The following is a 14,827-nucleotide window of genomic DNA, read 5'->3' on the forward strand; positions in this document are numbered from 1 at the left end:
CCAGTTCCGAGAAAGGGAATAGAGAATGGAGTCGACCTAATTCACTCGTTGCAAAACTTTGACGATATTTTTTAAGCATATCGAACTCGGTAAAACCTAAACAAGGTTCGATTTCTGAGATTTTTTGTATCTTTACCATGTGTTTTTATTTTAGATTACCCCCGTTTTGGCCGTCAAACCGTTTTTTGGGGGGAATGCTTAAAGATACAAAAAAGGCAACTAATTCGCAATGAAGTAGTTGCCTTAAATTTTATTATTTTAGGAATATCCCGATATAATAAAAACAGATTCATGTAAATATTGCAATGATTAATACTTATGCAATCTACATGAATCTGCTTTTTGGTGTCTTAGGTTTTACTATCTTTATTTTAAACCTCTGCGTCCTCTGTGGTGAGTATTATTTCACGATACCTCTTTCCGAGTTCTTCACGAAGTTTACGATATTCTCGATCTCCTCACTCATTGGCACTTGATCGATAATTTTCTGCACTGCATCCTGCACACTGAAGTTACCTTGGTAAATCAAGCGATATGCATTGGCAATGTGCCGGAGGATTCTTTCCGATGTATTGCGGTGTTGTGACAAAACCACGGCATTTACTCCGTGATATGCCACTGGATTTCCCGACATGATAACATATGGAGGTACATCCTTGGATATGCGGCAACCACTCTGTACGAGCGTCCAGCTACCGATATGACAATATTGATGTAACGTGACATTACCACTTAGGATAACGCAATCGTCCAATGTACACTCTCCGGCAATGGTGCTACCAATACCAACTACACAGTTGTTGTTGATCTGTACGTCATGGCAAAGATGTACTTTATCCATCAGATAATTGCCATTTCCTATTTTAGTAGCATTGCCGGCAAATGTAGCACGGCTGATGACTACGTTCTCGCGAATATCATTGTTGTCACCGATAATCAGGCTGCTCTCTTCTCCCGTAAAGTGGAAATCTTGCGGTTCCGCTCCGAGAACGGCATTCTGATGTACCTTGTTCCCTTTTCCCATTTTAGTACCTTTCAGGATACTAGCGTAAGACATGATGATGCAATCATCTCCGATCTCTACATTCTTTTCAATGTAGGCAAAAGGCAGAACTGTTACATTCTTGCCTAATTTTGCTTCGGGGTCTACGTAAGCTAACGGACTAATCATAATAGTATTATATATTTAAAGTTATTCTTATCTTCCACCACCCAGTGCCTGGTAGAGGCTTACTACAGCTTGCATCTGATCAAAGCAGTCGGACACCTGAGAGAGCTGTGCACTCAAATAGGATTGTTGTGCAGACAGTACTTCCAGATAGGTTGAGGTTCCTAAGTTAAACAATTCTTTTGTATCTTCCGAAGCTTTCTGGGCAGATTCTACCTGCATTTTTCTGGATTCTACCTTTTCGCTGGTCTTTTGGTATAGACTTAACGCATTGCTAACCTCACTACCGGCATTCAATAAGGCCTGTTGGAAAGATAATTTAGCCTGTTCCTCCTGCGCTTTGGCAGCTTTCAAGCGAGCGATGTTCTGTCCCCGATAGAACAAAGGCTGTGTCAGTGAACCAACAACGGAAGCCAATAATTTACCGGGATTAACGATCCCTGCTCCTGAATTGTTTGTCCATCCTGCCGAACCGCTGAGTGTGATTTGCGGATAAAAAGCGGCACGTGCGGAGTTGGTGTTATAGTAGCAACTTGCCAGTGACATTTCGGCTGCTTTTACATCCGGACGGTTGGATAACAATTGAATAGGTATGCCTGCAGAAAGCTCGGTCGGAAGTACTTGTGCTTCCAATACGCCACGCTTGATGGCATGAGGAGCTTCTCCTAAAAAAGTAGACAGGGCGTTCTCCGTTTCACGGATACTTTGTTCGATATCAGGAATGGTAGCAAGTACTTGTGCATAAGCAGCTTTACTTTGTTCAACACCGGCTGAATTGATGTTGTACATTGCTGCATCTTTCATCGCTTCCATTGTTTCGGCATTGCGCTTCAGAATTTCGGCCGTCTCTTTAGTTATTTCCAGTTGGCGGTCAAGCATTAACAACGTGTAGTACATATTGGCTACATTTGAGATTACTTGAGTTTGTACAGCCTGACGGTATGCCTTAACCTGTTTCAAAGTAACTTGTGCATTCCGTTTTGAGTTCAGTAACTGACCGAACAAATCGACTTGCCAACTGGCTGTAACCGGTAATGAATAAGTTTTTGTAGCTGCATTCTTGTCAAAGCTGCTGATTGTTCCTTGCGGAGACAATCCCAAAGATGGGGCATAAGCCAGACGTGCAGACATCAGGGAGGCTTGTGCGGCTTTCACATTCTGCGCAGCAGACAAGAGGTCAGTATTTTGGTTCAGTCCCGCTTCGATGAGAGACTGTAGTTGCGGGTCGGTGAAGACTTCTCTCCACGGCAGATTACCGAAGTTGGTCGTATCCGAAACCAGTGTATCGTTATCCGCTACCGGATCGCGATACAGGCCGGAAGTTGTGATATCTTCGGGTCTGTCATACGACTTATAGATGTGGCAGCTGCTCAGGAGAGCAGTTGCACACAACATATATAGAATCTGTTTCTTCATATCGAATTTCATTATTTAGCGTATTGTTCAATCTCTGTTACAGCATCTGTATTGTCAATATCTTCCCATTCCATCGGTTTAACTTTCTCTTGCAGATACTGGAAGATAACGAATAAAACAGGAACGATAAAGATCTGGCAGATCATACCGATTAACATACCTCCGATAGAAGCAGTACCCAGTGTACGGTTACCGTGAGCACCTACACCGAAAGCAAACATCAACGGAAGCAAACCGACTACCATAGCCAAGGATGTCATCAAAATCGGGCGGAGACGGGCACCGGCACCCAATACGGCTGCCCAAGTGATACTCATACCCATTTTACGACGGTCGAGGGCAAACTCTACAATCAAGATGGCATTCTTTGCCAACAGACCCATCAACATGATCAATGCAATCTGCATATAGATATTGTTGGACATCGTACCGAGAATCATCTTCAACGCTGAGATATTACCGAGTGCACTTACACCGTTGACAAACAGGAAGCTACCTAACAGACCGAACGGAACGGATAGCAATACGGCTAATGGAAGTATGTAACTTTCGTACTGCGCACTCAATAATAAGTAAACGAATACGAAACAGAGCACAAATATCAGCCCGGTAGCACTTCCGCTACTCTGAGCCTCTTCACGTGCCATACCTCCTAATTCATAGGTATAACCGGTAGGCAGGTTTTCTTGAGCAACCTCTGCAAGAGCAGCCAGTGCCTGACCGGAGGTATAACCACTGGCAGGAGCTACCATCACCTTCATGGAAGTATAAAGGTTGAAACGGCTGATAATATCCGGACCATATACCTTCTCTACAGAGATGAACTGGGCAATCGGAGCCATTTCACCTGCACTGTTGCGTACCTTGATATTCTTCAGAGATTCCAGATTCTTACGTGACAATGGATCAGACTGAATCATAACACGATACATCTTACCGAAACGGTTGAAGTTAGATGCATACAGACCTCCATAATATCCTTGCATAGTTGTAAGGATATCGCTCGGACTGATACCAGCTTTCTTACAAGCCGCCGCATCGATGTCGATCATATATTGCGGGAAGTTCGGGTTGAAAGATGTTTTTGCCGAGTTGATTTCCGGACGTGCTTCCAAGGCTGCCATATAATCATTTACTACATCAAAGAACTTGTTCAAATCACCACCGGTCTTATCCTGCATATTCACCTCGATATCTGTAGATGCCGAATATCCCGGGATCATAGGAGGAGCGAAGAACAATACCTGTGCTTCTTTGATAATCTTCTGTGCGCGCATATATAAGGAGCCGACTACAACGTCCGAGTTCTGTATCATAGAACGTTCATCCCAGTCCTTTAGCTTGATAATGAAAGAACCGTAAGAAGGTCCCTGACCACCGATGAAGCTAAATCCGGAAATCATGGTTCGTGATAATACAGCAGGGTCAGAAGCGATCAGACTGTCTACGCGTGCTAAGATTTTCTCAGAATGGTCTTGTGATGTACCCGGCGGCAATGTTACTGCTCCCATCAAGGTTCCGGTATCTTCGTTCGGTACCATACCTGTCGGAGTGGTGTTCATGAAGAATATAAGCAGTACGATAGAGGCGGTAACTAATCCCATAGACAGCCATTTCTTCTGAATAAAGAACAATACACGTTTTTTGTAACGTTTCAGGATAGACTCGTATGTATCGTTGAATCTGTTCTTGAACTTCTTTGTACTCATTCCGATCAGTGCCAGGATACTAAGAAGTACAAAGATTGCGGTAACCACTGGATTGAGACTGAAGAAACCGAAAATCATACCGAGAATAGCAATAATCGTGAAGGTAAGTGTGATTCCCGGATGTAGCATTTTTCCGATAGCTTCGGTGTATCTGTTGATCATGGTTGTATGAGCTGCCGTATAAGCTACTTTCATACGTTCCTTCAATGTCGAATCTTCCGTTCCATCTTCCTTCTTATGCGGTTTTAGAAGAATGGCACACAAAGCCGGACTCAATGTCAAAGCGTTCAATGCAGACAAACCGATAGCGATAGCCATAGTCATACCGAACTGGCGATAGAATGTTCCTGCCGTACCTCCCATGAAACTTACCGGGACGAACACGGCCATCATGACTAACGTAATAGATACGATAGCACCACCCAGTTCATTCATAGCGTCGATAGAAGCCAGACGGGCAGAAGTATAACCCTGGTCGAGCTTGGCATGCACACCCTCGACGACCACAATGGCATCGTCGACCACAATCGCAATGGCTAGGACGAGCGCACATAATGTCAGCAAGTTCAAACTGAATCCTACCAAAGACAGAATGAAGAAAGTACCGATAAGAGCTACCGGAATGGCAATGGTTGGAATCAACGTAGAACGTAAATCCTGCAAGAAGATATATACCACAATAAACACCAGGATAAATGCCTCGATCAATGTCTTCAACACCTCGTGAATAGAAGCGAACAAGAAGTCATTGGCATTCATGGAAATGTTAAGCTTCAATCCGGTAGGCAAGGTTTTTGATGCTTCATCCAGCAGTTGCTCAATATCACTGATGGTCTGTGTTGCATTGGTTCCTGCCATCTGGTATACGATACAGGTTACTGACTTGTGGCCGTCTACACGGTTTGTAAAGTTATAACCCAAACGATCCAATTGAATTTCTGCTATATCTTTCAAGCGGAGTACCTCACCGTCAGGCAGAGATTTGATAACGATGTTTTCAAATTCTTCCGGTTGTTGCAGACGTCCTTTGTAGCGGATGGTATATTGGAATGTCTGATTACTGCGTTCACCGAACTGTCCTGGAGCAGCTTCGACATTCTGTTCTGCCAAGGCTGCAGATACATCACCGGGAACAAGTTTGTACTGTGCCATGACGTCCGGTCGTAACCAGATACGCATAGAATAGTCCTGACCCAAAACGTTGGCGTCACCCACACCCGGTACACGTTGTACTTGAGGAATCAAGTTGATCTTAGCATAGTTTTCAATAAACGATTCGCTATATGTATCTGTCTCGTCATAGAGAGAGAATACTACCAGCATGGAAGTCTGGCGTTTTTGAGTGGTTACACCGACTTTGGTTACTTCGGCCGGCAACAGACCTTGTGCCATAGAAACACGGTTTTGTACATTGACGGCGGCCATGTCCGGGTCTGTTCCTTGTTTGAAATATATGGATATCTCACCGGAACCCGTATTGGATGCAGTTGATGTCATATACATCATGTTTTCTACACCATTGATCTGTTCCTCCAACGGAGCGATGACGGAGTTCAATACAGTTGATGCACTGGCACCCGTATAAGTGGCCTTTACCGACACGGTAGGGGGAGCAATGTCCGGATACTGGGTGATAGGCAATGTTGCCAATCCGATAGCACCCAGAATGACTATCAAAATAGAAATAACTGTTGATAGTACCGGACGGTTAATAAAATTATCTAACTTCATACGATTATCTAAGTTATTAATTGAAAGCAGTAGCTAAATTACCATCGTGCTGGTCTTTCAAATGCTGTTGATAGTTTGCTTCTTTTTGAGCAGGTGTGATTGGTTGTATGGTTTCACCATCTTTCAGATTCTGCACGCCTTCGATGACGATTTTATCTCCGGAGTTCAAACCGGAAGTAACGAGATATTCTTTTCCGTTGTCCAGATTGAAGATGGTGATTTCTGTATATTTCACCGTGTTATCCGGCTGCAGGACATAAACGAATTTCTTATCCTGGATTTCTACTGTTGCTGATTGCGGTATAGTAATTACATTCTCCATTGTGTAAGGAATCAGTACGTTTGCTGTTCCACCACTACGTAGGATGTGTTCTTTGTTCGGGAAGAGGGCACGCATACTTACAGAACCGGTTGATTGGTCGATTACTCCTGTGATTGCGTCCACTTTACCTTCGATGCTGTACTCTGTACCATCAATCAACTGAAGCCTGATAGACGGTATTTTTTCGATTTCTTCTTTGATGGTACCGCCTGTTTTAGTCATCGCCAACAATTCTTTTTCTGTCATGGAGAAATATACATATACTTCTTCTATCTCAGAAACTGTAGTCATCGGAGTAGCGATAGAAGGGCTCACCAGTGCTCCTAAACGATAGGGGATATCATTGATTACACCATCGGAAGGACTCTTCACTTGTGTGAAAGAGAGGTTTTGTCTGGCTGTGATAAGCTGTGCTTTCGCTTGTGCCAATTGTGCCTGAGACTGTGCCAATGTGTTTTCTGCCATTGACAGATCGTAGTCACTGATAATTTGTTTTTTGTTCAGTTCACGTTTGTTATCCACTGTTATCTGTTGGGTACGCACTGCCGCTTCTGCTGTTGCGACTGCTGCTTCAGCCGTACGTACTGCTGCTTCATATTGTGTCGGATCAACGATGAATAGAACTTGACCTTTGCGTACAGTTGCTCCTTCGTCTACACATAATTTCGTGATGAAGCCTGATACCTGTGGACGGATTTCTACGTCTTGTTTACCTTTGATTGTCGCCGGATAGGCAGTCGTTAAATTAGCAGTGGTCTTTTGTAACTCTTGTACTGCATATTCTGGGACTTGTCCCGTTCCGTTGCCCTTATTGCCACAACTAGACAAAAGGGCTACGCAAAATGCAAATAAAACAATTCTACTTTTCATACTTAATAATTATCTGTTTTTAATGTAATGCGTTTGTTACCGGTGTGTCATCATTCATGTCGATAAGTGATTTAAAGGCCAAAAAAGCCGGAAACTAATTATTAATAATCAGTTTCCGGCTGCAAAAGTACAGTAATTTCGCTATTCTTGTTCTTTGATACCGTGTTTTTTAACTATGTTTTTTACTTTAGTTTATGAGATACGGGAGACATTATGAAACTGAACTCATAATCTTGATATGGAAGACGATATTTTTCTAATGGTATAGCTCCCCAACTATTGACGCATGCCAGTCCCGTTTGTGCCTTGTCAATACAGAAGTTTGTAAAGTTTGCTTTTTCCACTTCGGAGGAATGGCGCTGGTCTTTGCCTTCACCGTCATCCAATGATTCAATGGTATAGTTCAGTGCGGAAGCAGAGAACGGAGCTTCGGAAACAAACTGCAAACCGTTTCCGCTGATATTCAAGAGTCTCCACCAACGGATGTCCGTCTTCGTTCCGGTTTCCTGTGGGCGGATATACGGATAGAATTGTTCCTCTACCGTTTGACGGTATTTGCCAAGTTTGGCTGCATTGTTGCGGTCGGCATAATTCTCTATCGGTCCGCGTCCGTAATACTCTATTTCGTTAAAGTTGGCAGGCATACGCATCTGCATGCCGAAACGGAACATTTCAGACACTTTCTTGCTCTTGTCTGCTACCATCTTCTGGGTAACTTTCATTGCTCCTTTGTTGTTGACGATATAAGTCAGGAATAATTTTCCTCCTATCGACTTCATGTCATATTCTGCACGAATCACGGCCTGATCATTCTCAATAGCATGTTTCAGGGAAGTAAGCTTCAATGTCGGATTCTTCCAGACTGCATATTTGCGTTGCAAGCCTGCTCCGAAATCATTATCGGTCGGTGCACGCCAGAAGTTGGGAGTCAATTCGCTACCGTCTTCCATCATTTGCATTCCGTTCACATCGTAGCGGCAGAGATAGCCGTTGTGTCTGTTGAAATCCATAGAGAAGTTTTCGCCTTTGACGGTCAGGTAATTTTGGTCGTTATCCAGAATACCGGGTACGGTGATTGCCTGATTGGAAGCCTGTCGGTTTTCCAGCTTGAGCTCCGGAGCTTTATAGTCACGAATGCTCAGTTGCTCGTATGCGATGGTTGTTCCTGCGGGTAACAATGTTTCGGCTGTTTTCAGTTTATAGTTGACATTGAGCAGTAACTCTTTACACGGACAGATGTTTTTTGTGTCAAACGGAATCTGCACTTTGACGGTTTGTTGGGGCGCCACTTTCAGATCCGGCACAATGCCTGTTTGCACAACTTCCCCGTCTGCCAGCAATTGCCATTCTAGATAATATGAAGACAGGTCACGGAAGAAATTCTCATTGAAAATATTGATTTCACCTTTGGCGAGATCGGCAGGAGTTGTCCATATATCCTGATAGAAATAAGCCACTTCGTAAGCATGTGGATTCGGTATGCGATCCGGGCTGATTAAACCGTTATTGTTAAAGTTATTGTCCGAAGCGTCATATTTGTTGAAGTCACCTCCATAACCGTAGATGGCCACTCCGTCTTTATTTTTCCAATGGCAAGACTGGTCTACGAAGTCCCAGATGAAGCCGCCTTGATATTTCGGATATTTGCGGATGATGTCCCAATATTCCTTGAATCCTCCTTGCGAATTTCCCATCGCATGTGCGTATTCACACTGGATCAGAGGTTTTTGGATATCTCCTTCACAATATTTGATACAGTCCTGATAACCATAGTACATCGGGCAGAAAATATCTGTAAATTCACTGGTACGTGCCTGCTCATATTGTACGGCACGGGTCTTGTCCTCATTTTTAATCCATGTATAACATTTTTCGAAATTAGGTCCCATACCGGCCTCATTGCCTAATGACCAGAAAATGATGGACGGATGGTTGTAGCTACGTTGTACATTGCGTTGGTTGCGTTCCAAATGTGCTTTGGCATAGATCGGGTTCTTGGCCAATGTCTTGTCACCATATCCCATTCCGTGAGACTCTACATTCGCTTCAGCTACCACGTAGATGCCATATTGGTCGCAGAGGTCATACCAACGGTTGTCGTCCGGATAGTGACAGGTACGTACGGCATTGATATTAAGCTCTTTCATTACTTTGATGTCCTGCAACATGCGCTCGATAGAAACTACATATCCGCCGTCCGGATCCATTTCGTGACGGTTGGCTCCCTTGAAGAGTACCGGTTGTCCGTTGACGAGTATCTGTCCGCCTTTCAGTTCAATTTTGCGGAAACCTACTTTAACGGGGATTACTTCTATTGTATTGTTACCGTTTTTCAATGTAGCGGTCAGTGTATAAAGATTAGGTGTTTCAGCCGTCCATTTAGCAGGATTGGAAATGTTCAAAGTGGTGTTTAACTTACCTGAACCTTTTAAATCAGCAGTAGCCACACTGTTGCCTAGAGCATCTGCCAGGTCTAAGGCAACTGTACCGCTTCCTTTCAGGTCAACAGCGATATTCAGCGTACCGTCTTTGTACTGGCTGTCCAGATCAGGAGTAACACGAATATCCTGAATGTATTTCTTGTCGCGTGCGTAGAGATAGCAGTCGCGTCCTACACCGGAGTAGCGGAAGAAGTCCTGATCTTCCAGGTAACTGCCGTCACACCAGCGGAATACTTGGAAAGCAATCACATTCTTACCCGGTTTCAGATAGTTGGTCAGATTGAATTCAGCTTCCAGTTTGCTGTCCTCGCTATATCCTACGTAGCGTCCGTTCACCCAAAGATACATATTGGAAGTTACCGAACCGAAATGGGCGAAAATCTCTTTTCCTTTCCAGTTGGCAGGAACGATGATTTCTTTCCGGTAAGAACCTACGTGATTGTTTTCTGTCGGAACGTACGGTGGGTTGTTCTTGAACTGGTTTCTCCATGCATATCCTACATTTACGTAGATAGGGTCGCCGTAGCCGTTCAATTCCCATACACCGGGAACCTGAAGGTTATCCCAACCCTTGTCGTTGAAATTAGTCTGATAAAAGTCTGTCGGACGTGCTTCCGCGTGTCTCACCCAGTTGAATTTCCAAAGACCGTTTAAAGTCATAAAATTCGCTGAGTTTTCTTTGATGCCGGCTTTAGCTTCATCAGCCGATGCGTAAGCAAAATAATTAGTGTGCATGGCAGAGCGGTTTACGGAATTCACTTCCGGGTCTTTCCACTCGTTGAAGCTTTGTGCTTGAATTGCCGTCAGTCCCAATGCCGCCAGACAGCAAGATAGTAGTTGTTTCTTCATGGGTTTTTTGTATTAGGTTTGAATTTCGGGAGCCAAAGATAAGGATTATTTTATTCAATGAAGGGCAAAAAAACATTCAATTAGGGATGGTTTTTAATAAATTGACTGTATTATAAACTTTTTACCTGACGAAACGCCATCATTCCCGGGAATCATACCGAACATGGATACTTCTTCGTATAAACCACCTGTTTCCCCGCCCCGTAGCGCATCAACACCCCTTGTTCGATAAAAGCATTCAGTTCATTGAGCGCCCGCTGCTTGTCATGTCCTGTCAACCGACAATAATCGGCACGCGTAAGACAGGGATATTTCCCAAGATGGTCATTGACTATAGTCAGACATTCCTCTTCACTGTGTCCTTTTCCATGCGGACGGGTGAAAGACTCCCCGCGTTCCAATCTCATTTGCCAGCCCACTTCCTTTTTGAATTGAGCGCTTGGGCGGAAATTGATATTCTTCAGTTTGATAGATTGTGCACGTACCTCTTCTTTCTTCATGATGGGAGGGCCTTGCAGAGAAACGGAAAAGTAACCGATATCTCCCAGCTCCACATTCCATCCGTTAGCGAGTAAATCTCTTAACTCGTTTTGGAAAGACTGCATGGCACCTGACAATAAACTGCGGCTTATTCCGGTGAATTTGTGTACGCGATCCAGAAATTCGTTCTGGTCGACGGTTCCATTGATAACTACACGGGGGTGAAGTGGTTGTTGTTCGCCTGTCTGTTGAATATCAGGAGTTTCGTAAAGGTCGTAACGTATGCTCATTTGCGTAATTATATTATGTAGGCATATTTAATATCCGTTTGCCTGTTCGGATGTGTTTCGTTTGCTGTTTTTATTTCGTTTGACTATAGTGTACTTTGCGTATGACTATAGTTATGCGTAAGGATAACTATAGTCTACTTTACGCATAACTATAGTTATATGAAATAATATCAGCTAACAAAGGTAGTAAGATTAGTGAGAAAAAGAAATAAAAACAGCATAGATAATGATTTCTACAGGAATCCATCGCTTCGTTTTTTAATAAATTAGCTAGAAGTATGGTATTTATTGGTAAAGAACACTTATTTTTGCACCATGTTACAGTTTGAGAATCAAAAGATAAAACAAATAGTACGCAAGGTACTTCCGGTAGTAACACTGGTAGTGATGCTATATTCCTGTGCCAGTATCGGACGACCGGACGGTGGTCCTATTGACGAGACGCCACCCCGTTTTGTAGGTAGCACTCCTGCTGCAGGTGCTTTAAATAATAAGAGGACTAAAGTCTCTCTGGTGTTTGACGAATTTATAAAACTGGAAAAGGCGACTGAAAAGGTGGTTGTTTCCCCTCCTCAGATACAGCAGCCTGAAATAAAGGCTTCCGGCAAGAGGATACAAGTGAATCTGCTTGACTCTTTGAAGCCTAATACTACTTATACAATCGACTTTTCGGATGCTATCGTCGACAATAATGAAGGTAATCCGTTGGGTAATTTCGCTTTTACCTTTTCTACGGGTACGGAAATCGATACGATGGAAGTTGCAGGAACTCTGCTTGATGCTTCTAATTTGGAACCGATTAAAGGTATGCTTGTCGGGTTACATTCCAACTTGAACGATTCGGCTTTTAACAAATTACCTTTCGAACGTGTGGCACGTACAGACAGTCGTGGGCGTTTTTCTATTCGTGGTGTGGCTCCCGGCAAATACCGTATTTACGGATTGATGGATGCAGACCAGAACTTTACTTTTAATCAGAAGAGTGAAATGATCGCTTTTCATGATTCTCTGATTATTCCCCGTATGGAAGAACGTACCCGTATGGACACAGCTTGGGTGGATTCTCTGACGTATGATACGATTGTTGAAAAGAAATATATGCATTATTTGCCGGATGATGTAATTCTCCGTGCTTTTAAGGAATTTAATTATTCACAGTATCTGATTAAGTCCGAACGGCTTATCCCACACAAGTTTACGCTCTATTTTGCCGGTAAGGCGGACACCTTGCCTGTGATGAAAGGGTTGAACTTCGATGAAAAGGATGCTTTTGTTATCGAGAAGAATCAACGGAACGATACGATTCATTATTGGGTGAAAGATTCTCTGCTCTTCAAGCAGGATACTCTTGCTATGAGTCTTACTTATCTTTATACAGATACGTTGAATCAATTGGTGTCTCGTACGGATACTTTGAATTTGGTGTCGAAGCAGAAATATAAGAAAGAAGAATCGGAAAAGCCCAAAAAGAAAAAGAAGAAAAAGAAAGATGAGGAAGAAGAACCGGAACCTACAAAGTTCTTACCTGTAAAAGTCAATGTCCCTTCATCAATGGATGTGTATGGGTACATTTCTTTGGATTTTGAAGAGCCGATAGCCAGCTTTGATAGTGCGGCAATTCATTTACGGCAGAAAGTCGATACGCTTTGGAAGGATATACCGTTCGAGTTTGAGCAGGATTCGATAAATCTGAAAAAGTTCAATTTTTATTATGATTGGGAACCGACTCTGGAGTACGAGTTTTCGGTAGATTCGACTGCTTTTCATGGTATATACGGATTGTTTACTGATAAAATAAAACAAGAGTTCAAGGTTCGCAGCGAAGATGAGTATTTCACACTTCATTTTAATGTTAGTGGAGCGGATTCGTTGGCTTTTGTAGAATTACTTGATGCCCAAGATAAAGTCGTTCGTAAACGGAGAGTAGAGGAGGATGGAATGGTTGATTTCTATTTCTTGAATCCTGGAAAGTATGCTGCCCGGTTGATTAATGATAGGAATGGAAATGGCGAGTGGGATACGGGAGACTTTGAAAAGGGCATACAACCGGAAGAAGTTTTCTATTACCCTACTATCTTGGAATATAAAGCATTGTGGGATGTAACACAACCATGGGATATTCATGCGACTCCTGTTGATAAGCAGAAACCGGATGAACTTAAAAAACAAAAACCAGATGAAGATAAGAAGAAAAAAGAACGAAATAATCAGAACCGGCGTCGTTAACGTCCGATGCAAACTCATTATTGGATTAGTGGCATTAATGACGGGTGCTTTTGCCCTTCCTGCAAGTGCCCAATGTGAGGCGAAAAATGATGCGTTTCAGACCGGTGAACATGTAATGTATGATTTGTATTTTAACTGGAAATTTGTTTGGGTGAAAGCCGGGCTTGCCAGTTTGACAACAAATGCGACAACTTATCATTCGGAACCTGCGTTCCGGATCAATCTGCTTGCTCTAGGCAGTAAACGGGCGGACTTCTTTTTCAAGATGCGTGACACGCTGACTTGTGTGATCGGGGAGAAGTTGGAACCTCGTTATTTTCGCAAAGGTGCTGAAGAAGGGAAACGGTATACGGTAGATGAGGCTTGGTTCTCTTATAAGGATGGTCTTTGTTTTGTCAATCAGAAGCGCACATATCGAGATGGAAATTTTGATGAGGCAGTTGCAAGTGATAGCCGTTGTATATATGATATGTTGAGTATTCTGGCACAGGCGCGTTCTTACGATCCTGCGGATTATAAGATAGGGGATAAAATCAAGTTTCCGATGGCTACCGGAAGAAAGGTAGAAGAACAGACGCTTATTTATCGTGGAAAGGAGAATGTAAAGGCGGAGAATGGAACAACCTATCGCTGTCTGATCTTCTCATTAGTGGAATATGATAAGAAAGGTAAGGAGAAAGAGGTGATTACCTTTTTTATAACAGATGACCTGAATCATCTTCCCGTACGTCTGGATTTGTATTTGAACTTCGGTTCTGCCAAAGCATTCCTAAACGACGTTAGAGGTAACCGTCATCCGCTGACTTCTATTGTAAAATGAGATAGGTGGGGAAATAATAACTCTCAAAGGGATTTTATTTTTCTTTTTCTATCTCAAAAGGAACTTTTTGCTCTTTTCGGAACACGCTGGATTCGAAGGTCGCAATTAAGTCTCCATTTTGATTGGTGATATCTACTTGATAGCAACCTGTACTCCGACCGATGTAACGTTCGTGTGCTTCAGCATAAAGAGTATCTCCCGGACCGCTTGCACGAACGAAAGTAATGGTAGATGAAAGAGAGAAAGCGAGTGTGCCGTGTGAATTGGCGGCTGCGGCAAGTGCCAGATCTGCCAAAGTAAAGATAGCTCCTCCTTGTGTGCGTGCTCCCGCATTCAGATGTTCCGGTTTGATATCTAATTTGGCTTTGCTGTATCCTTTTCGCACTTCCAGTAGTACTATACCTGCCTTTGTGGCGAATATGTCATTCTTGAAAAACTCTTGTGGTGTCATAATATTTGTTTTTTTTTAATTTGATATGTATATTTCTTTTGCAAATGTACCAAA

General features: G+C 43.1%; 9 protein-coding genes and 1 pseudogene. 2 read left to right on the top strand and 8 right to left on the bottom strand.

The genetic code is table 11. From position 1 onward, the window contains the following. The 7 genes and pseudogenes from BACFIN_RS23740 to BACFIN_RS05090 all read right to left on the bottom strand — a co-directional run. Positions 1-139: pseudogene (locus BACFIN_RS23740) on the bottom strand (DDE transposase); the annotation flags it as partial. Between the two features lie 261 nt (positions 140-400). Beyond that, entirely contained in the window at positions 401-1,171 is a 771-nt protein-coding gene (lpxA, locus tag BACFIN_RS05115) for an acyl-ACP--UDP-N-acetylglucosamine O-acyltransferase (RefSeq protein ID WP_007756305.1), read from the bottom strand. A gap of 27 nt (positions 1,172-1,198) precedes the next feature. Further along, entirely contained in the window at positions 1,199-2,584 is a 1,386-nt protein-coding gene (locus BACFIN_RS05110; protein ID WP_032839845.1) for a TolC family protein, read from the bottom strand. Positions 2,585-2,595: 11 nt separating this feature from the next. Continuing rightward, entirely contained in the window at positions 2,596-6,024 is a 3,429-nt protein-coding gene (locus BACFIN_RS05105) for an efflux RND transporter permease subunit (protein WP_007756309.1), read from the bottom strand. Between the two features lie 16 nt (positions 6,025-6,040). Further along, a complete protein-coding gene (locus BACFIN_RS05100; protein WP_007756311.1) occupies positions 6,041-7,216 on the bottom strand; it encodes an efflux RND transporter periplasmic adaptor subunit in 1,176 nt (391 codons plus the stop codon). A 182-nt stretch (positions 7,217-7,398) separates the two neighbouring features. Further along, positions 7,399-10,506, bottom strand: a complete 3,108-nt coding sequence (locus BACFIN_RS05095; RefSeq protein ID WP_007756313.1) for a glycoside hydrolase family 2 TIM barrel-domain containing protein — start codon at positions 10,504-10,506, stop codon at positions 7,399-7,401. A 152-nt stretch (positions 10,507-10,658) separates the two neighbouring features. Then, complete coding sequence (locus BACFIN_RS05090; protein WP_007756315.1) at positions 10,659-11,276, bottom strand: HU family DNA-binding protein; 618 nt, start codon at positions 11,274-11,276, stop codon at positions 10,659-10,661. Between the two features lie 315 nt (positions 11,277-11,591). Here BACFIN_RS05090 and BACFIN_RS05085 point away from each other — a divergent pair, with 315 nt between their 5' ends. Together BACFIN_RS05085 and BACFIN_RS05080 are read left to right on the top strand one after the other, a co-directional pair. After that, complete coding sequence (locus tag BACFIN_RS05085; protein WP_007756317.1) at positions 11,592-13,502, top strand: Ig-like domain-containing protein; 1,911 nt, start codon at positions 11,592-11,594, stop codon at positions 13,500-13,502. Further along, entirely contained in the window at positions 13,453-14,322 is an 870-nt protein-coding gene (locus BACFIN_RS05080) for a DUF3108 domain-containing protein (protein WP_007756319.1), read from the top strand. The genes BACFIN_RS05085 and BACFIN_RS05080 overlap by 50 nt, the downstream gene beginning before the upstream one ends. A 34-nt stretch (positions 14,323-14,356) precedes the next feature. Here BACFIN_RS05080 and BACFIN_RS05075 read toward each other — a convergent pair whose 3' ends face one another. Further along, positions 14,357-14,773 (bottom strand): PaaI family thioesterase, encoded by a 417-nt coding sequence (locus tag BACFIN_RS05075; protein WP_007756322.1) that lies wholly within the window; start codon positions 14,771-14,773, stop codon positions 14,357-14,359. Between the last annotated feature and the right edge of the window lie 54 nt (positions 14,774-14,827).

The organism is Bacteroides finegoldii DSM 17565, assembly GCF_000156195.1.
Classification (GTDB): domain Bacteria; phylum Bacteroidota; class Bacteroidia; order Bacteroidales; family Bacteroidaceae; genus Bacteroides; species Bacteroides finegoldii.